This is a genomic window from Pseudomonas sp. NPDC077186, assembly GCF_044543505.1.
Lineage (GTDB): Bacteria > Pseudomonadota > Gammaproteobacteria > Pseudomonadales > Pseudomonadaceae > Aquipseudomonas.
Genome location: NZ_JBITWE010000002.1, coordinates 607,591 through 628,194, shown reverse-complemented (window position 1 = coordinate 628,194; position 20,604 = coordinate 607,591). Strand labels below are relative to the sequence as shown.

The following is a 20,604-nucleotide window of genomic DNA, read 5'->3' as shown; positions in this document are numbered from 1 at the left end:
CCGGTCGCTGGGTATCCATCCGCGACCTGTCGGGGGCGTCGAGGCCATGGACTATGCTCAGTGAGGGAGCGCCGCCGGCTGACCGGCATCCGCGCGACTCCCGGGAGGCGAAGGTGTTTGCTGCGTGGCTGCGTCTGTGCCTGGGCGCCCTGATTCTCGGCGGCTCGCTGGGCGCGAGTGCGGCGCCGGGGGCGGTGGTGCAACTGCAGGTGGACGGGGTGATCGGCCCGGCCAGCGCCGACTACCTGGTGCGCGGCCTGGCCAAGGCGGTGGACGAGGGCGCGCAGCTGGTGCTGATCCAGATCGACACCCCCGGCGGCCTGGACACCTCCATGCGCGCGATCATCAAGGCGATCCTCGCCAGTCCGATTCCGGTGGCCAGCTACGTCGCCCCCGGCGGCGCGCGGGCGGCCAGCGCCGGCACCTATATCCTCTACGCCAGCCACGTCGCCGCCATGGCGCCGGGCACCAACCTCGGCGCGGCCACCCCGGTGGCCATCGGCATGCCCGGCACGCCGAGCAAGCCGCCAGACGCGGACAAGGGCGAGACGGGCAAGGAGGGCGAAGCCGGCAAGATGCCGGCCGATGCCATGACCGCCAAGCAGGTCAACGACGCCGCCGCCTATATCCGCGGCCTGGCGACGCTGCGCGGGCGCAACGCCGAATGGGCCGAACGGGCGGTGCGCGAGGCGGTCAGCCTGGCCGCCGAGGAGGCGCTGGCGCAGAAGGTGATCGACTACCTGGCCACGGACCTGGCCGACCTGCTGCGCCAGCTCGACGGCAAGACCCTGCAGGCCGCAGGCGTCGAGGTCACCCTGGCCACCGCCGGCGCGCCCCTGATCAGCCATGCGCCGGACTGGCGCACCCGCCTGCTGGCGGTGATCACCAACCCCAGCGTGGCGCTGATTTTGATGATGATCGGCGTTTACGGCCTGTTCTTCGAGTTCTCCAACCCCGGCAGCGGCGTCGGCGGCGTGCTCGGCGGCATCAGCCTGATCCTCGCCCTCTACGCCCTGCAGCTGCTGCCGGTGAACTACGCCGGGGTGGCGCTGATCCTGCTTGGCATCGCCTTTATCGCCGCCGAGGCCTTCCTGCCCAGCTTCGGCGTGCTCGGCATCGGCGGCGTGGTGGCCTTCGTCTTCGGCGCGCTGATCCTGATCGACACCGACGTGCCGGGCTTCGGCATCCCGCTGGCGCTGATCGTCACCCTGGCGCTGGTCAGCGCCGGGTTGATCCTGGCCATCCTCGGCATGGCGCTGAAGGCCAGGCGGCGCCAGCAGGTGGCCGGCGACAGCGGCCTGGTCGGCAGCCTGGTGGCGGTCGCCGCGGTGCAGGCCGAGGATCCTTGCAGCGGCTGGGTGGCGCTGCAGGGCGAGCGCTGGCAGGTGCAGGGCGAGGGGCCGCTGCGGCCCGGGCAGCGGGTGCGGGTGACGGCGCGCCAGGGCGTGCAACTGCAGGTCAGCGCGGTGGATGAACCGCCGCCCCAAGGAGGTCACTGATGGGTTTCGAACTGAGTTTTCTCTCGCTGACGATCATCGTCCTGGCCCTGCTCGCCTCGGCCTTTCGCATCCTGCGCGAGTACGAGCGCGGTGTGGTGTTCCAGCTCGGCCGCTTCTGGCGGGTCAAGGGCCCGGGCCTGATCCTGGTCATCCCCGGCTTGCAGCAGATGGTGCGGGTGGACCTGCGCACCATAGTGCTGGACGTGCCGACCCAGGACGTGATCAGCCGCGACAACGTCTCGGTCAAGGTCAACGCGGTGGTCTACTTCCGCGTGCTCGACGCGCAGAAGGCGATCATCCAGGTCGAGGACTACCACATCGCCACCAGCCAGCTGGCGCAGACCACCCTGCGCGCGGTACTCGGCAAGCACGAGCTGGACGAGATGCTCGCCGAGCGCGAGCGGCTCAACGTCGACATCCAGCAGGTGCTCGATGCGCAGACGGACGCCTGGGGCATCAAGGTGGCCAACGTCGAGATCAAGCACGTCGACCTCGACGAGTCCATGGTGCGTGCCATCGCCAAGCAGGCCGAGGCCGAGCGCGAGCGGCGGGCCAAGGTGATCCATGCCGAGGGCGAGCTGCAGGCCTCGGAAAAGCTCATGCAGGCCGCCGAGATGCTCGGCCGCCAGCCCGGCGCCATGCAGCTGCGCTACATGCAGACGCTGAGCAATATCGCCGGCGACAAGAGCTCGACCATCGTCTTCCCGCTGCCGGTGGAGCTGCTGCAGGGCATCGCCGAGGTGAAGAAATAGCCGCCCGGAGCGGGACTTTTTCCTGAAAAACCTGGCGAAAACAGATGGCCGACTGCCAGGTCTTTTCTAGACTTCGAGAAAGCAACGGGTCCTTGCAGCGGAGGTCGCTATGCGCATCGGTGTGCCCAAGGAAATCAAGAACCACGAGTACCGCGTCGGCCTCACCCCGCAGTCGGTGGCCGAGCTCACCGCGCTGGGCCATGAGGTCTGGGTCGAGACCCAGGCCGGCGCCGCCATCGGCTTCTCCGACGACGACTACCGCCAGGCCGGCGCGCAGATCGCCAAGGGCGCCGGCGAGGTGTTCCAGGAGGCGCGGCTGATCGTCAAGGTCAAGGAGCCGCTGGCGGTGGAACGGGCCAAGCTGCGCCCGCACCACACCCTGTTCACCTACCTGCACCTGGCCCCGGACCGGCCGCAGACCGACGAGCTGATGGCCGGCGGCGCCACCTGCATCGCCTACGAGACGGTGACCGACGGCCAGGGGCGCCTGCCGCTGCTGGCGCCGATGTCCGAGGTGGCCGGACGCATGTCGATCCAGGCCGGCGCCAGCTGCCTGGAGAAGGCCCGCGGCGGCCGCGGCGTGCTGCTCGGCGGGGTGCCGGGGGTGGCCCCGGGCAAGGTGGTGATACTCGGCGGCGGCGTGGTCGGCAGCCATGCCCTGGCCATGGCGGTGGGCCTGGGCGCCGACGTCACGGTGCTGGACAAGAGCGTCGACGCCCTGCGCCGGCTCGATGCGCTGTACGGCAACCGCATCACCACGCTCTACTCGACCCGCGCCGCGCTGCGCGAGCAGGTGCTGGCCGCCGACCTGGTGATCGGTGGCGTGCTGATCCCCGGGGCCGCCGCGCCCAAGCTGATCAGCGCCGAGATGGTGCGGCACATGCGCCCCGGCGCGGTGCTGGTGGACGTGGCCATCGACCAGGGCGGCTGCGCCGAGACCTCGCGCGCCACCACCCATGCCGAGCCCACCTATGTGGTCGACGAGGTGGTGCACTACTGCGTGGCCAACATGCCCGGCGCGGTGGCGCGCACCTCGACCCTGGCACTGAACAACGCCACCCTGCCGTTCGTCGTCGCCCTCGCCGAGAAGGGCACGCGGCGGGCCCTGGAGGAAGACCCGCACCTGCTGGGTGGGCTCAACGTGGCCAAGGGCGTGATCACCTGCGGCAGCGTCGCCGAGGCCCACGGCCTGCCGTTCCAATCGGCGGCCGGGGTGCTGGAGCACCTGTAGCGGCCTGGCGGCGGCACATCGCTGTGCTGGCGCCGTTTCGTAGGGGGCGCTGTGCGCACCGACATGGCCGATGCTGGGCGTGGGCGGGATGCATCCGCAACGATCGGTGCGCGCGGCGCACCCCAGGTGGATGCCGATCCGAGGGGGGGGGCGGGGGCGCCTAGGCCCTGCGTGCCATCTGCGCGCACACTTCCTGCATAGGTCGGCCACAGCCGCTTGGACAGCGGATGATTGCGAGACAGCGCCGCGGGCATCGGGCCCGCTGGCCGCTTCGAAGGCGAACCCGCTCCGCGGAGGAAAAACCATGTCCAGTCGTCGCCATCTGCTGTTCGCCGCCGCCGGCGGCGCCTTGCTGGCCAGCCCGGCGCTGGTGCTGGCCGAGCGCCTGTTGACCCCGCGGCAGACGGTCGGGCCCTTCTATCCCGACCAACTGCCGCTGGATGACGACAACGACCTGGTGCAGGTCGCGGGCCAGGCCGAGCCGGCGCGCGGCATCCGCGTGCAGCTGCACGGGCTGATCCTCGATGGCCGCGGCCAGCCGCTGGCCGGCGCGCTGGTGGAAATCTGGCAGGTCGATGCGAACGGCATCTACCTGCACAGCCGCGGCGGCGACCGCCAGCGCCGCGACCCCGGCTTCCAGGGCTACGGCCGCTTCGTCACCGGCGCCGACGGCCGCTATCGCTTTCGCACCATCCGCCCGGTGGCCTATCCCGGGCGCACCCCGCATATCCACCTGGCGGTGACCCTGCCGGGGCTGCCGCGCTTCGCCACCCAGTGCTATATCCGTGGCGAGCCGCGGAACGCGCGCGACGGCCTGCTCAACGCGATCCGCGACCCACAGCTGCGCGAACTGCTGATCGTGCCCTTCGTGCCGGTGACTGGGCGGGTCGACGAACAGGTGGCGCGCTTCGACGTGGTGCTGGGCGTTACCCCGGCGTCATGATCGCCCTTTGCACAAGCGCCTACAGCGGCCAGACCCACAACAGCAGCGGCACGCTGACCAGCACCACGAGAATCTCCAGGGGCAGGCCGAGGCGCCAGTAGTCGCCGAAGCGAAAGCCGCCGGGGCTGAGGATCAGGGTGTTGTTCTGGTGGCCGATGGGGGTGAGGAAGGAGCAGGAGGCGCCGATGGCCACCGCCATCAGCAGCGAGTCGGGGCTGACCCCGAGCTGGCTGGCGGCGCTGAGGGCGATGGGGCACATCACCGCGGCGGTGGCGGCGTTGTTCATGAAATCCGACAGGGTCATGGTCACCACCAGCAGCAGGGTCAGGGTGACGATGGCGTTGCCCTGCGCCAGGTGCTCCATCAGCAGGCGCGCCAGCAGGTCGGCGGCACCGCTCTCGGACATCGCCCCGGCCACCGGGATCAGCGCGCCGAGCAGCACGATCACCGGCCAGTCGACGGCCTCGTACACCGCGCGCAGCGGGATCAGGCGCAGCAGCATGTAGGCCAGCACCCCGGCGGCGAAGGCCACCGCCGCCGAGAGCAGGCCGAAGGCGGCCGCGGCGATGGCCAGCAGCATCACCCCCAGGGCCAAGTTGGCCTGGCGCGGGTCGGGAATGTTGATGGCGCGCGCGGCCAGCGGCACGCAGCCGTAGTCGTTGGCGAATTCGCCGATGTCCTCGGCGCCGCCCTGCATCAGCAGCACGTCGCCGCTCTGGATCAGGGTCGAGCGCAGGCGCTTGATCGAGCGGTGGCTCTGCCGCGAGATGGCCAACAGGTTGATGCCGTAGCGGCTGCGCAGGCGGGTGCTGCTGGCGGAACGGCCGATCAACTGCGAGTCGGGCTTGACCAGCAGTTCCTGCAGCGCACGCTCCTCGCCGTTGCTCTCCTTCTTCTCCGGCTCGGCGCCATCCTCCTGGCGCTGCTGCTCGGCCTCCTTGGCCTCGCGCTCGGCTTCCAGCAGCAGGTCCAGCTGGCCCAGCACCTCGCCCAGTTCCTCGGGCTCGGCCTCGATCACCAGCACGTCGTCGGCCTGCAGCACGCGGCGCGGGTTGGGCGCGCTCAGGCGCAGCTTGTTGCGCACCATGGCCACCACCTGGGCGTCGACCTCGTCGAGCAGCTGCTCGATCTCGCGCAGGGTCTTGCCCTGGGCCTTGCCGCCGTCCTTGACGCGCGCCTCGGTAAGGTAGCGGCCGGTGTCGAAACTGGCCGCGTTGCCCACCTCGCGCCTGGGCACCAGGCGCCAGCCGAGCAGGGTGATGAACAGCACGCCGGCCAGCGCCACCGCCACACCCACCGGGCTGAAGTCGAACATGGCGAAGGGGCCGGCGCCGTGCTGCGCGCGGAAGCTGGAGACGATCAGGTTGGGCGGCGTGCCGATCAGCGTGGTCATGCCGCCGAGGATGGTGCCGAAGGCCAGCGGCATCAGCACCCGCCCGGGCGGCAGCTCCAGGCGCGCGGCGATCTGCAGGGCGATGGGCATCAGCAGGGCGAGGGCGCCGACGTTGTTCATAAAGGCCGAGAGCAGGGCGCCGAGCCCGGTCAGCGCGGCGATCGACGCCAGCACCCCGGCGTTGCCGGGCAGCAGGCGCTGGGCCAGGCGGTTGACCGCACCGCTGCTCTGCAGGCCGTAGCTGAGCACCAGCACGCAGGCCACGGTGATCACCGCCGGGTGGCCGAAGCCGACGAAGGCCTCGCGTTCCGGCACCAGACCGGCGATCACGCAGGCCAGCAGGGCGCCGAGGGCGACCACGTCATGCCGCCAGCGACCCCAGATGAACAGCCCCATGCTGGCGACGAGAATGGCGAAGATCAGGCCTTGGTCGAGGGTCATGGAGCGGACTGTCCTTGTGCGGGGCGCGCAGCTACCTGCTGTTTGTAGCGGGGGCCGCGGTTGGTAGGGTGCGCCGTGCGCACCGCGGTTGTCCATGGCCGGCGAGCCTGGGCATTGGTGCGCACGGCGCACCCTACGAAGCCAGTCGCATCTGCCGTATTCAGCAGACTTTGCACCGCGCCGGCAGTTCCCCAGGCGGGTCTGGGGCACACCCCAGGGCGGTCAGACGTACTGCGCGGCGGCGTAGCCCGAGGCCCAGGCCCACTGGAAGTTGAAGCCGCCGAGGTGGCCGGTGACGTCGAGCACCTCGCCGATGAAGTACAGCCCCGGCACCCTGAGCGATTCCAGGGTCTTCGACGACACCTCGCGGGTGTCGACGCCGCCCAGGGTGACCTCGGCGGTGCGGTAGCCCTCGGTGCCGGCCGGCACCAGCTGCCAGTCGGACAGGCGCTCGGCAATCGCCTTCAGCTCGCCCGCGCCGTACTGCTTCAGCGGCTTGTTGGCGAACCAGCTGTCGACCAGCAGGGTCGCCATCTTCTTGGTGAACAGCTCGGCCAGCAGGGTCTTCAGCTCGCTGGCGCCGCGTTCGCGCTGCTGGGTCGCCAGCCATTCGGGCAGGTCGATATGCGGCAGCAGGTCGATATGCAGGGTGTCGCCCGGCTGCCAGTAGGAGGAAATCTGCAGGATCGCCGGGCCGCTCAGCCCCCTGTGGGTGAACAGGATGTTCTCCTTGAAGCTCTGCCCGTTGCAGCTCACCAGGCAGTCCTCCACCGAGGTGCCGGACAGCTCCGTGCACAGCGTCTTGAGCTGCGGGTCGGTAAGGGTGAAGGGCACCAGGCCGGCGCGGGTCGGCAGCACCTGGTGGCCGAACTGGCGGGCCACCTGGTAGCCGAAGCCCGTGGCGCCGAGGGTGGGGATGGACAGCCCGCCGCTGGCGATCACCAGCGACTGGCAGGCCACCGCGCCGAGGTCGCTGTGCAGCAGGAAGCCGCCGTCGGTCTTGGCGATGCTCTGCACCGCGGTGTTCAGGCGGATCTCGGCGCCGGCCTCGGCGCACTCGGCCAGCAGCAGATCGAGGATGGCATTGGCCTTGTGGTCGCAGAACAGCTGGCCGAGCTTCTTCTCGTGGTAGGGCACGCCGTGCTTGGCCACCAGGCCGATGAAGTCCCACTGGCTGTAGCGGGCCAGGGCGGACTTGCAGAAGTGCGGATTTTCCGAGAGGAAGTTGCCCGGCTCGCAGTACAGGTTGGTGAAGTTGCAGCGCCCGCCGCCGGACATGAGGATCTTCTTGCCGGCCTTGTTGGCGTGGTCCAGCACCAGCACGCGGCGGCCGCGCGCGGCGGCATTGGCCGCGCACATCAGGCCGGCGGCACCGGCGCCGACTATCACTACCTCAGTTTGCAACACGAGATTTCCCCAGGCGATTCGAGCGCACAGGCGCAGGCTGCGCGAAAACCCGCGCATCTTACCCGAAGCCGCTCTGGCCCGCCGATCCCGGGGCAGCAGGGCGGATGGACGGCCGCCGCGGCCTGCACCTGTATCAGAAATGAGACAGTGACGAGGGCTGTCGCGCCTGCTATCACTAGCACTGATCATTCCCCACGGATCGTCGCCGATGCCCGCAGTGCGCGCCTGGCTGTTGCTCTTGCTGCTGTCGCCGGCGCTGGCGGCGGGCGAACCGTTGCGCCTGGTGGCGGACCCCTGGCCGCCGTTCAACGACCGCCGCCTGCCCGGCAACGGCCTGGCCAGCGAGCTGGTGGAGCAGGCGCTGCAGCGCGCCGGCTACCACACCAGCTATGTCGAGGTGCCCTGGCAGCGGGCGGTGCTGGGGCTCAAGCGCGGCGACTACGACCTGCTGATCAACGCCTGGTACAGCGCCGAGCGCGCCGAGTTCGGCCACTTCTCGCAGCCCTATCTGGTCAACCGCATCCGCTTTCTGCAGCGCAAGGGCGCCGGCATCCGCTACGACAGCCTGGCCGATCTGTATCCGCACAGCATCGCCGTGGTGCGCGGCTACGCCTACTCCGCCGAGTTCGACGGCGACGAGCGGCTGCGCAAGGTCGGCGTCGGCAGTTTCGCCATCGCCGCGCGCATGCTGCACGCCGGGCGCGTGCAGTTGACCCTGGAGGACGAACTGGTGGCGCGCTATCACCTGGGGCGCGAGCTGCGCGCCATGCGCGACGAGCTGGAGTTCCTGCCGCTGCCGTTGAGCGAGAACGGCCTGCATATCCTGGTGCGCCGCAGCCACCCGCAGCACCGCGAGATCGCCCGGCGCTTCGACCAGGCGATCCAGGCCATGAGCGATGATGGCAGCTATGCCGCCACTTTCCGGCGTCATGGCCTCTGAGGCAGCGTGGTGCAGGCCGGGCCCCGTTCGCCGGCGGCTTGGATCGCCCGCCAGCGGGCTCCTACGCGGTGCGCTGAGAGCGGTTAGGCCAGCACCGTGCGTCCGCGGCCCTGCTGCTTGGCCCGGTACAGGCGCATGTCGGCCTCGTGCAGCAGGCTTTCCAGGTCGTCCGGCGCGCCGCGGTAGAGGCCGGCGCTGAACGACAGCGGCGGCGCGCCGGCGGCGTAGTGCAGGCCGGCGCACTGTCGGCGCAGGCGGTCGAGGGCCTGGGCCAGCTCGTCGGCCTGCTGCGCGCTGACCAGGGCGAATTCCTCGCCGCCGAGGCGGCCGAGCAGGGCATCGGGGAAGGCGCCAGCCAGGGCGCGGGCGAACACCACCAGGGCGCTGTCGCCGCTGGCGTGGCCGAAACCATCGTTGATCTGCTTGAAATGGTCGAGGTCGAGCATCGCCACGCTCAGCTCGTGGCCGTCGCGGCGCGCCTGCTGCAATAGCTGCAGGCCCTGCTCGTAGAAGGCGCGGCGGTTGTTCAGCCCGGTCAGGGCGTCGAACTGCGCCGCCTGCTTCAGCGCGCGCAGCAGGTCGCGACGCTCGAGGGTGGACATCACCCGGCAGTTGAGCTCCTCGGGGCAGAACGGCTTGCGCAGGAAGTCGTCGGCGCCGTGCTTGATGAACAGCGCGCTGAGCGAGCCCTTGGCGTCGGCGGACAGGCCGATGATGATCAGCTCGTGGCGTTTCAGCTTCTGCCGCAGCAGCTTGACCAGCTCGAAGCCGCTGATGCCGGGCATGGCGTGGTCCAGCACCAACAGGTCGATGTCCGGCTGCTCGGCGAGGATGCGCAGGGTTTCCTCGCCGTCGCCGGCCTCGAGTATCTGGTAGCGGTGCGGGGTGAGCACGTGGCGGATGTAGTGGCGGGTGGCCTCGGAGTCCTCGGCGATGAGGATCTTGATCTTCGCGTTGTGCTCCAGGCGGTGCAGCAGGCGGAAGGCGTACTCGTAGGAGTGCTGGCTTTCCTTGAGCACGTAGTCGACCACGCCCTTCATCAGCAGCTCGTCGCGGCGCTGCTCGTGGTAGCTGCCGCTGAGCACGATGCACGGCAGGCGGTAGCGCATCACCAGGTCGACGCTCTCGCCGTTGGGCGCATCCGGCAGGTGCAGGTCGACGATGGCGGCGAAGAACAGCCCGGCGGAAGTCTCCAGCATCACCTCGGCCTCGGCCAGCGAGGCGCAGAACACCGGCTGCAGCGTCGGCTCCTGGCGGAACAGGTGCTCGAGAATCTTCAGCACCAGCGGACTGTCTTCGATGACCAGGATATTGCGCATCGGGGCTCCTGCCAGTTTGTTGGCCTGCTAGAGCAGGCGTACGCGTAACGTGCGGCCCTTGATCTTGCCTTCGGCGAGGCGTTTGAGGGCCTGTCTGGCCACGTCGCGCTCGACCGCGACGAAGGCCTGGTAGTCGAACAGGGCGATCTTGCCGACCTGGCTGCCGGGCAGCCCGGCATCGCCGGTCAGCGCGCCGAGGATGTCGCCGGGGCGCAGCTTGTCCTTGCGCCCGGCGCCGATGCACAGGGTGTGCATCGGCGGCAGCAGCGGCTCGCCGCCGGTCTTGGCTGCGGGCAGCGGGTACCAGGCCAGCGCCTGGCCCTGCAGCGCCTCGATGGCCTGCGCGCGGCCGGCTTCGGCCGGCGCCACCAGGCTCAGCGCCAGGCCCTTCTCGCCGGCGCGGCCGCTGCGACCGATGCGGTGGATATGCACCTCGGCATCGCGGCTCAGCTCGACGTTGATCACCAGCTCCAGGCCGGCGATGTCCAGGCCGCGGGCGGCCACGTCGGTGGCCACCAGCACGCTGAGGCTGCGATTGGCGAACAGTGCCAGGATCTGGTCGCGCTCGCGTTGCTCCAGATCACCGTGCAGGGCGGCGGCGGAGATCTTTTCCGCCTCCAGCTGCGCGGCCAGCTCGTCGCACTGCTGGCGGGTGGCGCAGAAGGCCACCGCCGGCTGCTTGCGAAAATGCCGCAGCAGGGTGCTGACCGCTTCCAGGCGCTGGCCCGGGGCGATTTCGTAAAAACGTTGCTCGATCTGCCCGTCGTCGTGCTGGGCCTCGACTTCGACCCGCTCCGGGCTGCGCAGGAAACGCGCGGCGAGCTGCTCGATGCCGCTCGGGTAGGTGGCGGAGAACAGCAGGGTCTGCCGGCGCGTCGGGGTCTGCTCGATGATCTCGGCGATGCTGTCGATAAAGCCCATGTCGAGCATGCGGTCGGCTTCGTCGAGCACCAGGGTGTTCAGCCCGTCGACCTTCAGCGTGCCCTTGCGCAGGTGCTCCTGCACCCGTCCCGGGGTGCCGACTATGACGTGGGCGCCGTGCTCCAGCGAGCCGATCTGCGGGCCGAAGGGCACGCCGCCACAGAGGGTCAGCACCTTGACGTTGTCGGCGGCGCGGGCCAGGCGGCGGATTTCCTTGGCCACCTGGTCGGCCAGCTCGCGCGTGGGGCACAGCACCAGCGCCTGGCAGCCGAAGTAGCGCGGGTTGAGCGGGTGCAACAGGCCGAGGGCGAAGGCCGCGGTCTTGCCGCTGCCGGTCTTGGCCTGGGCGATCAGGTCGCGGCCCTTGAGGATCAGCGGCAGGCTGGCGGCCTGGATCGGCGTCATCTCGGTGTAGCCGATGGCGGCGAGGTTGGCCTGCATGGCGGCGGACAGGGGCAGGCTGGCGAAGGCGGTGGTGGTCACGGCAAGGGCTCGGGGCTGGCGAAACAGGCCGGCAGTGTAGCAGGCCACGGCCTTCAGTCCTCCGGTGGTACGTCGAGGCGCCGCGCGCGGCGGCCGTCGGCCGGGTCGAGCTGGAGGAAGATCGCCGCGGCCAGCATCGACAGCAGGCCGACGCACAGGTAGGTGGCCTGGAAGGCCTGCAGCAGCTGGCCCTCGCCACCGAATTCGCGGCTGAAACCGCCGAGCAGCGCCGCCGCGGCGGCCACCCCCAGGCCCATGGCCAGTTGCACCACCACCGACAGCAGGCTGTTGCCGCTGCTGGCGTCGCGGTTGTCCAGGTCGATCAGGGTGACGGTGTTCATCGCGGTGAACTGCAGCGAGTTGGCCGCGCCGATCAGGCCCAGCTGGACGATCAGCTGCAGCAGCGCGGTGTCCGCATCGACCAATGCCAGGCTGGCGATCAGTACGCCGAGCAGCAGGGTGTTGCCGGTGAGGATGCGGCGGTAGCCGAGGCGCTCGATCAGCGGCTTGGCCAGGGGTTTGATCGCCATCGCCGCCAGCGCCAGGGGAATCAGGCTCATGCCGGCCTGCGCCGGCGAGTAGCCCATGGCCAGCTGCAGCAGCAGCGGGGTGAGAAAGGGCAGGGCGCCGCTGCCGAGGCGGGCGAACAGGTTGCCGATGATGCCCACGGCGAAGCCGCGGGTACGGAACAGGCTGGGGGCGAACAGCGGCTGCTCGATGCGCCCGGCGCGCAGCCAGTAGGCGGCCAGGCAGGCCAGGCCGCCGAGCAGCAGGAGCATCACCCGCATGGTCGGCAGGTGCAGCTCGCCCAGGCCTTCCAGGGCCACGGTGATCAGCAGCATGGCGGCGCCGAACAGCACAAAGCCCGGGGTGTCGAAGCGGCTGCGGCTCGGCCCGCGCAGGTCCGGCATATGCCGCAGCGCCGCCCAGCAGCCGAGCAGGCCGACCGGCAGGTTGATCAGGAAGATCCAGTGCCAGCTGGCCACCTCCACCAGCCAGCCGCCCAGGCTCGGGCCGAGCAGCGGGCCGAGCAGGCCGGGCAGGGTGACGAAGCTCATGATCCGCACCAGCTCCGAGCGCGGGTAGGCGCGCAGCACCACCAGGCGCCCGACCGGCATCATCAGCGCGCCGCCGAGGCCCTGGACGACGCGTGCGCCGACCAGCATGGGCAGGGAGGTGGACAGGGCGCAGAGCAGCGAGCCGAGGCTGAACAGGGCAATGGCGCCGAAGAAGATGCGCCGCGTGCCGAAACGGTCGGCGATCCAGCCGGAGGCGGGAATCAGCAGGGCCACGCTGAGCAGGTAGGCGATCACCACCGACTGCATGCGCAGCGGGTCTTCGCCCAGGTCGGCGGCCATGGCCGGCAGCGCGGTGTTGAGGATGGTGCCGTCCAGCGTCTGCATGAAGAAGGCGATGGCGACTATCCAGGGCAGCAGGCGGGCGGTGCGTGGGTCGAGCGGGGCGGGGTCGGTCATGGATTCCTCGCAGGTGGCAGCCGGCACTGTAGAGCCTGGTGGCGCATCCGGCCAGGGCGCTGCTAGGCTTGCCGCCAAGCAAGGCTCCCCGGTTCGGGGTAAGGACGGCGGCATGCGCTGGATTCCGCTATGGCTCGCTCTGCTCGCTCCCGCCCTGCAGGCGGCGCCCTGGTACCCCTATCCGGTGCAGGTCGACGGCCAGGCGCGCGAGTACCGGGCGCTGGCGAAGGCCGAGCGGCCCTGGCGCATCTGCGCCCTGTTGCCGCACGGCAAGGATCGTTACTGGTGGGGCGTGGCCTGGGGCCTGGATCAGGAGGCACGGCGTCTCGGCGTGCAGCTGGGCATCTACGAGGCCGGCGGCTACGAGCACGGGCCGGTGCAGCTGGAGCAGTTCGAGCACTGCGTGGCGCTGGGCGCCGAGGCCTTCCTGCTGGCCAGCATCAATACCCTCGACCTGTGCCCGGCGGTGGCCGCGCAGCGCGCCGCCGGGCGGCCGGTGATCGACCTGGTCAATCGCCTCGACTGCGCCGACCTCAGCGCACGCTCGCGGGTGGATTTCGCCGACATGGCCGCGGCCACCCTGGCCTACGCGGTGCAGCACAGCGGCGGCCGGCCGCTGCGCATCGGCTGGCTGCCGGGCCCGGCCGACGCCGGCTGGGTGCAGGACGCCGAGCGCGGCCTGCAGGCCGCCCTGGTCGGCAGCGCGGCGACCCTGGTGCACGGCGGCTACGGCCCGGTGGACCGCAGCAGCCAGGCGCAGCTGGCGCGGGCGCTGCTCAAGGCCAACCCCGACCTCGATTACCTGATCGGCAACGCCGAGGCGGCGGCGTTCGCCGCGCAGCTGGTGCACAACCTCGGCGTGCGCGCCGAGGTGCTGGCCTTCTACGCCACCGAGCGGGTGCTGGAGCAGATCGGCGAGGGGCAGATGCTGGCGGCGCCGACCGATTCGCCGGTGATTCAGGCGCGCATCGCCCTCGACCTGGCGGTGCGCGGCCTGCAGGGGGAGGCGCTGCCGGCGCGGGTCGGCCCGCGCATCGAGATGCTCGACCGCGCGCGCCTGGCGCATTTCGACATCGGCCGGCTGATGCCGCCCGAGGGCCACTGGATGATTCGCCAGGAGCTGCCGGAGTAGCGGCCGCTCCCCTGCCCTCAGGCCGCCGACACCGGCCGTTGCGGCTGGCCGCGTACCGGCCTGGCGCCGGCGACGAAGTACTTGGCGGTGCTGCGCGGCAGCGGCGCGCGGCCGCGAATCCGGTCGGCGATCTTCTCGGCCAGCATGATGGTGGTGGCGTTGAGGTTGCCGGTGATGATCTCCGGCATGATCGACGCGTCCACCACGCGCAGGCCCTGCACGCCGTGCACCCGGCCCTGGCCGTCGACCACTGCCATATCGTCCTCGCCCATCTTGCACGAGCACGAGGGATGGAAGGCGGTCTCGGCATGTTCGCGGACGAAGGCGTCCAGTTCGGCGTCGCTCTGGCAGTCCGGGCCGGGGCTGATCTCGCGCCCGCGGAAGGCGTCCAGCGCCGGCTGGGCCATGATCTCGCGGGTGATGCGGATGGCGTCGCGGAACTCCTGCCAGTCCTGATCGGCGCTCATGTAGTTGAACAGGATGCTCGGGTGCTGGCGCGGGTCCTTGGATTTGAGCTGCACGCGGCCGCGGCTGGGCGAGCGCATGGAACCGACGTGGGCCTGGAAGCCGTGTTCCTTCACCGCGTTGCTGCCGTTGTAGTTGATCGCCACCGGCAGGAAGTGGAACTGGATATTCGGCCACTCGAACTCTTCTCGAGTGCGGATAAAGCCGCCGGCCTCGAACTGGTTGCTGGCGCCCAGGCCCTTGCCGCGCAGCAGCCAGTGGGCGCCGATGGCCGGCTGGTTCCACCACTTCAGCGCCGGGTAGATCGACACCGGCTCCTTGCAGGCGTACTGCAGGTACATCTCCAGGTGGTCCTGCAGGTTCTGGCCGACGCCGGGCAGTTCGTGCACCAGGGGGATGTCCAGTTCGCGCAGCAGGGCGGCGGGGCCGACCCCGGAGCGCTGCAGGATCTGCGGCGAGGCGATGGCGCCGGAGCACAGCAGCACCTCGCGGCGGGCGCGGACGATCACCGGCGTGTCGCCGTCGCCGTGCAGGTAGGCGACGCCGCTGGCGCGCTTGCCGTCGAACAGGATGCGGTCGGTCAGGGCGTGGGTGACGATGCGCAGGTTGGGTCGGCCGCGGGCCTGGTCGAGGTAGCCGCGGGCGGTGCTGGAGCGGCGGCCCTGCGCGGTGACGGTGCGGTCCATGGGGCCGAAGCCTTCCTGCTGGTAGCCGTTGAGGTCGTCGGTGCGCGGGTAGCCGGCCTGCACGCCGGCCTCGACCATGGCGTGGAACAGCGGGTTGTTGCCGCCCTTCGGCGTGGTCACCGACACCGGGCCGTCTCCGCCGTGGTAGTCGTTGGCGCCGATGTCGCGGGTTTCCGCCTTGCGGAAATAGGGCAGGCAGTCGAGGTAGCTCCAGTCTTCCAGGCCCGGCAGCTTGGCCCAGTGGTCGAAGTCCAGGGCGTTGCCGCGGATGTAGCACATGCCGTTGATCAAGGAGGAGCCGCCCAGGCCCTTGCCGCGCCCGCATTCCATGCGCCGGTTGTTCATGAAGGGCTCCGGCTCGGTCTCGTAGGCCCAGTTGTAGCGCCGGCCCTGCAGCGGGAAGGCCAGGGCGGCGGGCATTTGGGTGCGAAAATCGAGGCGGTAGTCGGGGCCGCCGGCTTCCAGCAGCAACACGCTGACGTCCGCGTCCTCGGTGAGGCGGGTGGCCAGCACGTTACCGGCCGAGCCGGCGCCGATGATGATGTAGTCGAATTCTTGCGACATGGGCGTCACCTGCGTAGCCCGGATGCAATCCGGGGAAAGTGTCGGGCAGCACCCGGATTGCATCCGGGCTACGGGCCGTGCGTAGGGTGGACATGGCAACGCCTTGTCCACCGTGGGCGACCTGGTGGCTGGTGGACAAGCCTGCGGCATGTCCACCCTACGGGGTGTTCGCTCAGAACACCGAGGCGTAGCCGCCCAGTTCGACCTGCACCGACTTGATCCGGGTGTAGTGGGCGAGGGTGGTCAGGCCGTTCTCGCGGCCGACGCCAGACTGCTTGTAGCCGCCCACCGGCATCTCGGCCGGCGACTCGCCCCAGGTGTTGATCCAGCAGATGCCGGCCTCCAACTGGTGGATCACCCGGTGCGCGCGGGCCAGGTCGCGGGTCACCACGCCGGCGGCGAGGCCGTAGTCGCTGTCGTTGGCGCGGCGGATCGCTTCTTCTTCGCTGTCGTAGATGAGGATGCTCATCACCGGGCCGAAGATCTCCTCGCGCACTATGGTCATGGCGTCCGTGCAGTCGGTGAACACGGTCGGCGCCACGTAGGCGCCCTTGGCGTAGTCGCCGTCGGTCACGCGCGCGCCGCCGATCAGCAGGCGCGCGCCTTCCTCGCGGCCCTTGGCGATGTAGCCGAGCACGCTGTCCATATGCGCCGCGCTGACCAGCGGGCCGAAGTTGGTGGCCTCATCCAGCGGGCTGCCCAGGCGGATGCGCCCCACCCGTTCCAGCACCTTGGCCTCGAAGCGCGCCTGCAGCATGCGCGGTACGAACACCCGGGTGCCGTTGGTGCAGACCTGGCCGGAGCTGTAGAAGTTGGCCATCACCGCGATGTCGGCGGCGCGATCCAGATCGGCGTCCTCGAACACGATCAGCGGCGACTTGCCGCCCAGCTCCATGGTCACTTCCTTGAGGCTGGAGCTGGAGGCGCTGGCCATCACCTTCTTGCCGGTGCTGGTGCCGCCGGTGAAGGAAATCTTCTCGATGCCCGGATGCTCGGTGAGCCAGGTGCCGAGCTCGCGGCCGCTGCCGGTGAGGACGTTGAACACGCCGGCGGGCAGGCCGGCCTCGGTGTAGATCTCGGCCAGCTTCAGGGCGGTCAGCGAGGTGACCTCGCTGGGCTTGAAGATCATCGCGTTGCCGGCGGCCAGGGCCGGCGCGGATTTCCACAGGGCGATCTGGATCGGGTAGTTCCACGCGCCGATGCCGGCGACCACGCCCAGCGGCTCGCGGCGGGTGTAGACGAAGGAGGATTCGCGCAGCGGGATCTGCTCGCCCTCGATGGCCGGGATCAGCCCGGCGTAGTACTCCAGCACGTCGGCGCCGGTGACGATGTCGACGTTGCGGGTTTCGGAAAGCGGCTTGCCGGTGTCCAGGGTCTCCAGCTCGGCCAGCTCGTCGTTGCGCGCGCGGAGGATGTCCACCGCCTTGCGCAGGATGCGCGAGCGCTGCATGGCGGTCATCGCCGCCCACACCTTCTGCCCGGCCTTGGCGCTGGCGACGGCGCGCTCGACGTCGGCCTGGCTGGCGCGCTGCAGGGTGGCGAGCACCTCGCCGGTGGCCGGGTTGATGCTGTCGAAGGTCTGGCCGCTGCTGGCGGCGACGTACTGGCCACCGATATAGAGCTGCTGGTCGTCGAAGCGGGGCATGGGCTGTCCTCTGGGCGCGAATGAATTGGCTAGAAAACAGCCTATTTTATTTAGATTGAACGATCAATCAATAAAAGCGACAGTACGCAGCCAATTGCGACACGCCAGCAAGGCGAACGCGAATCCGGGGGGCCGTGCGCCTCGAGCGAACGAGAGGATGAGGGTGAACGTAGGGGCCCGCTTGTCGTCGGGCATTGGAGCGTGCGCCGGGTCAGGAGCTGGCGTTGCTTGGGGCTGACGGAGCCTTGGCCAGTTGCAATCCGTAGGTTGGGCTGAGCGCAGCGAAGCCCAACCAGCGGATGACGGGGCAGCGCCATGGCTGTGGCCTTGCTCGTTGGGCTTCGTCGCAGGCTCCTCAACCCAACCTACGGGACTTTTGCCGATCGCCAGATAAGCTGGCGCCAATCTGGTGCTGGATGCAAAAAGCCGATTGCAGGCCGTTTTCCTTCGGCCTCCTACCTTGCAGCGCTGCTTACGGCGGTAAAGACGCTATCCACGGGCCTTGGCCAACTGCAGATCGAGGTAGTCGTAGGCGATACGGCGCGCCTGTTCGGTATCGAAGGCCTCGCCGGACAGCGCGCCGCGCAGCCACAGGCCGTCGATCAGGGCGGCGAGCCCGCGCGCGGCGGCGCGCGCCTCGTCGGCCGGCAGCACGCGGCGGAACTGGCCGCACAGGTTGGAATACAGGCGGTGGTCGTTGACCCGCTGCAGGCGGCGCAGCGCCGGCTGGTGCATGCTGCTGGCCCAGAACGCCAGCCAGGTCTTCATCGCCGGGCCGCTGACCTGGCTGTCGTCGAAGTTGCCGTCGATCATCGCCTTCAGATGAGCGCGCGGGCCGTCCTCGTGCAGCGTGCGGCGGCGTTCGCCCACCGCCTCGCTGAGCGCCTGCATCAGGTGGCGCATGGTCGCTTCGAGCAGGCCGTTCTTGTCGTTGAAGTAGTGGCTGATGATGCCGTTGGACACCCCGGCCAGACGGGCGATATAGGCGATGCTGGCATCGGCCATGCCGACCTGGTCGACGGCCTCCAGGGTGGCGGCGATCAGTTGCGAGCGGCGAATGGGCTGCATGCCGACCTTGGGCATCGGTCTCTCCAGCGGGGGAAGTTGGGCCGGAGTCTAGGCGGATTTTGAGCGGGCGATCAATCAAGCGAGGCAGGCGAGCGAGGAGCGATTCTGCCGGGTGTGCCGTGCGCACCGCTGTGCCGGCGGTGGCCCTGGTGCGCACGGCGCACCCTACGAGGTGGGCAGAAACGACGAAGCGGGCCTGAGCCCGCTTCGTGTTCACGCCAGTCTGAGCCTTACTGCAACCAGCCCTCGACGCGCTGCGGGTTGGCGGCGATCCAGTCCTTGGCGGCCTGTTCCGGCTTGGCGCCGTCGCGGATGGCCAGCATCACCGCGCCCACTTCCTCGCCGCTCCAGGAGAACTTCTTGAGGAAGGCGGTGGCGTCGGCGGCCTTGGCCTCGAGGCCCGGGTTGACCACGGTGTCGACGTGCTCGTCGTCGCCGTAGACCTTCTTCGGGTCCTCGAGGAAGCGCAGTTTCCACTTGGCGAACATCCAGTGCGGAATCCAGCCGGTCACCACGATCGGCTTGCCGGCCTTCTCGGCGCGGATCAGGGCGGTGGCCATGGCCGGGCCGGAACTGGGCATCAGCTTGATGCTGGCCAGTTCGTACTGCTTGATGGCGTCCTCGGTGCGGCGCATCACGCCGGCGCCGGCGTCGATGCCGGTGATCTTGCCGTCGAAGTCCTTGGCGTACTTCTCCAGGTCGGCGATGGTCTTGGCCTCGACGTAGTCGGGCACGATCAGGCCGATCTTGGCGCCTTCATAGTTGGCGCCGAGCACCACCACCTTGTCCTTGAGCTTGGCGTAGTACTCGCCGTGGGTGGCCGGCAGCCAGGCGGAGAGGGTGGCGTCGAGGTCGCCACGGGCCACGCCCTGCCACATGATGGCCGGTTCGACCGGCTTGAGTTCCACCGGGTAGCCGAGCTTGCTCTGCAGGATCTCGCCGGCGACATGGGTGGCGGCGACGCTGTCGTCCCAGCCGTTGACGTAGCCGATCTTCAGGGTGGGTTTGTCGGCGGCGAGGGCGCTGCCCATGCCGATGGCCAGGGCGGCGACGCCGAGGCAGAGGGTCTTGAGTGTACGCATGCTGTGCTCCGTCAGTTGAGTGGCAGTTCGATCGGTATTACTGGCTCGTTCTGATCGCGGGCCTTGCGAGACCGGGCGGCACTGCCGGTCGCCGGTTCGCGGGCAAAGCACTCCCCGCAACGGCCATCGAAGTGGCCGCCGAGTTGCCAGCGAGGAGATTTCGGGTATGGACGCCCTGCGCCCATACCGGAACTGGGCCGGGCCTCAGAGCCCGACGTGTTTTTTCACCGCGGCGGCGCCGTCCTGGCCGTCGAAAGTGGTCACGCCGCTCAGCCACTGGTCGAGGATCGCCGGGTTGGCCTTGATCCATTCCTTAGCCACGGTCTGCGGGTTTTCCTTCTCCAGCACCTTTTCCATCAGCTGGCTTTCGATCTCGACGCTGAACTGCAGGTTGTTCAGCAGCTTGCCGACGTTGGCGCAGCGCGCCTGGTAGTCCGGCGGCACCACGGTGTAGACCTTGGCCGCGCCGTAGTCGGGGCCGAACACCTCGTCGCCGCCGGCCAGGTAGGTGATGTCGAACTGGGTGTTCATCGGGTGCGGTGCCCAGCCGAGGAACACCACCGGCTCCTGCTTCTTGATCGCCCGCGACACCTGCACCAGCATGCCGGCCTCGCTGGACTCGACCATGCGGAAGCCGCCGAGGCCGAACTGGTCGCCCTTGATCATGCCGTCGATCAGCAGGTTGCCGTCGTTGCCCGGCTCGATGCCGTAGATCTTGCCGCCGAGCTGGTCCTTGAACTTGGCGATGTCCTGAAAGCTTTTCAGCCCCGCCTCGGCGGCGTAGGTCGGCACCGCCAGGGTGTACTTGGCGCCTTCGAGGTTGGGTTTCTCCAGCACCTTGACCCCACCGTCCTTGGTGAAGGGCTCGATCACCGCGTCCATCGACGGCGCCCAGTAGCCGAGGAACACGTCGACCTGGCCGTTCTTCACCCCGGTGAAGGCGATCGGCACCGAGGCCATGATCTTGCGCGGCTGGTAGCCCAGGCCCTCGACCAGGGTCATGGCCACGCCGGTGGTGGCGGCGATGTCGGCCCAGCCGATTTCGGCGAAACGCACCTGCTTGCAGCTTTCCGGCTCGGCGGCCCAGGCGCCCTGCGCCAGGGCGCAGGTCAGCAGGGCGAGGGCGGCGGTGGTCTTGATCGTGTTCATCTGCGGTTC

General features: G+C 69.6%; 16 protein-coding genes. 6 read left to right on the top strand and 10 right to left on the bottom strand.

The window, feature by feature from the left end; all coding sequences use genetic code 11:
* The first annotated feature begins 53 nt into the window (after positions 1–53).
* The 4 genes from ACIGKL_RS11420 (at position 54) to ACIGKL_RS11405 (ending at position 4,425) form a co-directional block, all read left to right on the top strand.
* Positions 54–1,499 carry a nodulation protein NfeD gene (locus ACIGKL_RS11420; protein WP_397486745.1) on the top strand — a complete coding sequence of 482 codons (1,446 nt, stop codon included), beginning with the start codon at positions 54–56 and terminating at the stop codon, positions 1,497–1,499.
* Entirely contained in the window at positions 1,499–2,251 is a 753-nt protein-coding gene (locus ACIGKL_RS11415) for a slipin family protein (protein WP_122109370.1), read from the top strand. The genes ACIGKL_RS11420 and ACIGKL_RS11415 overlap by 1 nt, the downstream gene beginning before the upstream one ends.
* A 109-nt stretch (positions 2,252–2,360) precedes the next feature.
* Positions 2,361–3,482 carry an alanine dehydrogenase gene (gene ald / locus ACIGKL_RS11410; RefSeq protein WP_397486744.1) on the top strand — a complete coding sequence of 374 codons (1,122 nt, stop codon included), beginning with the start codon at positions 2,361–2,363 and terminating at the stop codon, positions 3,480–3,482.
* A 304-nt stretch (positions 3,483–3,786) separates the two neighbouring features.
* The gene (locus ACIGKL_RS11405; RefSeq protein WP_397486743.1) at positions 3,787–4,425 is read left to right on the top strand and encodes an intradiol ring-cleavage dioxygenase; all 639 of its coding nucleotides are present in this window, start codon (positions 3,787–3,789) and stop codon (positions 4,423–4,425) included.
* Between the two features lie 19 nt (positions 4,426–4,444).
* Here the strand turns inward: ACIGKL_RS11405 and ACIGKL_RS11400 are convergent, their stop codons facing one another.
* Together ACIGKL_RS11400 and ACIGKL_RS11395 are read right to left on the bottom strand one after the other, a co-directional pair.
* Positions 4,445–6,259, bottom strand: coding sequence for an SLC13 family permease (locus ACIGKL_RS11400; RefSeq protein WP_397486742.1), 1,815 nt, complete (start codon positions 6,257–6,259; stop codon positions 4,445–4,447).
* Between the two features lie 222 nt (positions 6,260–6,481).
* The gene (locus ACIGKL_RS11395; RefSeq protein ID WP_397486741.1) at positions 6,482–7,666 is read right to left on the bottom strand and encodes an NAD(P)/FAD-dependent oxidoreductase; all 1,185 of its coding nucleotides are present in this window, start codon (positions 7,664–7,666) and stop codon (positions 6,482–6,484) included.
* Positions 7,667–7,874: 208 nt separating this feature from the next.
* Between ACIGKL_RS11395 and ACIGKL_RS11390 the strand changes: the two genes are divergently transcribed.
* Positions 7,875–8,606, top strand: a complete 732-nt coding sequence (locus ACIGKL_RS11390) for a substrate-binding periplasmic protein (RefSeq protein WP_397486740.1) — start codon at positions 7,875–7,877, stop codon at positions 8,604–8,606.
* 83 nt (positions 8,607–8,689) lie between these two features.
* On the opposite strand, the gene ACIGKL_RS11385 is transcribed toward ACIGKL_RS11390, so the two are convergent.
* Genes ACIGKL_RS11385 through mdtD form a run of 3 tightly spaced genes read right to left on the bottom strand, consistent with a single transcriptional unit; the run spans position 8,690 to position 12,804 of the window.
* Positions 8,690–9,925, bottom strand: a complete 1,236-nt coding sequence (locus ACIGKL_RS11385; RefSeq protein WP_397486739.1) for a diguanylate cyclase domain-containing protein — start codon at positions 9,923–9,925, stop codon at positions 8,690–8,692.
* A gap of 27 nt (positions 9,926–9,952) precedes the next feature.
* A complete protein-coding gene (gene dbpA / locus ACIGKL_RS11380) occupies positions 9,953–11,329 on the bottom strand; it encodes an ATP-dependent RNA helicase DbpA (protein WP_397486862.1) in 1,377 nt (458 codons plus the stop codon).
* Between the two features lie 53 nt (positions 11,330–11,382).
* Entirely contained in the window at positions 11,383–12,804 is a 1,422-nt protein-coding gene (mdtD, locus tag ACIGKL_RS11375; RefSeq protein WP_397486737.1) for a multidrug transporter subunit MdtD, read from the bottom strand.
* 112 nt (positions 12,805–12,916) lie between these two features.
* On the opposite strand from mdtD, the gene torT reads away from it, so the two are divergent.
* Complete coding sequence (gene torT / locus ACIGKL_RS11370; RefSeq protein WP_397486736.1) at positions 12,917–13,936, top strand: TMAO reductase system periplasmic protein TorT; 1,020 nt, start codon at positions 12,917–12,919, stop codon at positions 13,934–13,936.
* A gap of 17 nt (positions 13,937–13,953) precedes the next feature.
* On the opposite strand, the gene betA is transcribed toward torT, so the two are convergent.
* From betA to ACIGKL_RS11345, 5 genes are all read right to left on the bottom strand, one after another.
* The gene (gene betA, locus ACIGKL_RS11365; protein ID WP_397486735.1) at positions 13,954–15,651 is read right to left on the bottom strand and encodes a choline dehydrogenase; all 1,698 of its coding nucleotides are present in this window, start codon (positions 15,649–15,651) and stop codon (positions 13,954–13,956) included.
* A gap of 172 nt (positions 15,652–15,823) precedes the next feature.
* Positions 15,824–17,296, bottom strand: coding sequence for a betaine-aldehyde dehydrogenase (gene betB / locus ACIGKL_RS11360; RefSeq protein ID WP_397486734.1), 1,473 nt, complete (start codon positions 17,294–17,296; stop codon positions 15,824–15,826).
* A gap of 489 nt (positions 17,297–17,785) precedes the next feature.
* Positions 17,786–18,379 (bottom strand): transcriptional regulator BetI, encoded by a 594-nt coding sequence (betI, locus tag ACIGKL_RS11355; RefSeq protein ID WP_397486733.1) that lies wholly within the window; start codon positions 18,377–18,379, stop codon positions 17,786–17,788.
* Positions 18,380–18,594: 215 nt separating this feature from the next.
* Entirely contained in the window at positions 18,595–19,446 is an 852-nt protein-coding gene (locus ACIGKL_RS11350) for a glycine betaine ABC transporter substrate-binding protein (protein ID WP_397486732.1), read from the bottom strand.
* 204 nt (positions 19,447–19,650) lie between these two features.
* Entirely contained in the window at positions 19,651–20,595 is a 945-nt protein-coding gene (locus ACIGKL_RS11345) for a choline ABC transporter substrate-binding protein (protein WP_397486731.1), read from the bottom strand.
* Between the last annotated feature and the right edge of the window lie 9 nt (positions 20,596–20,604).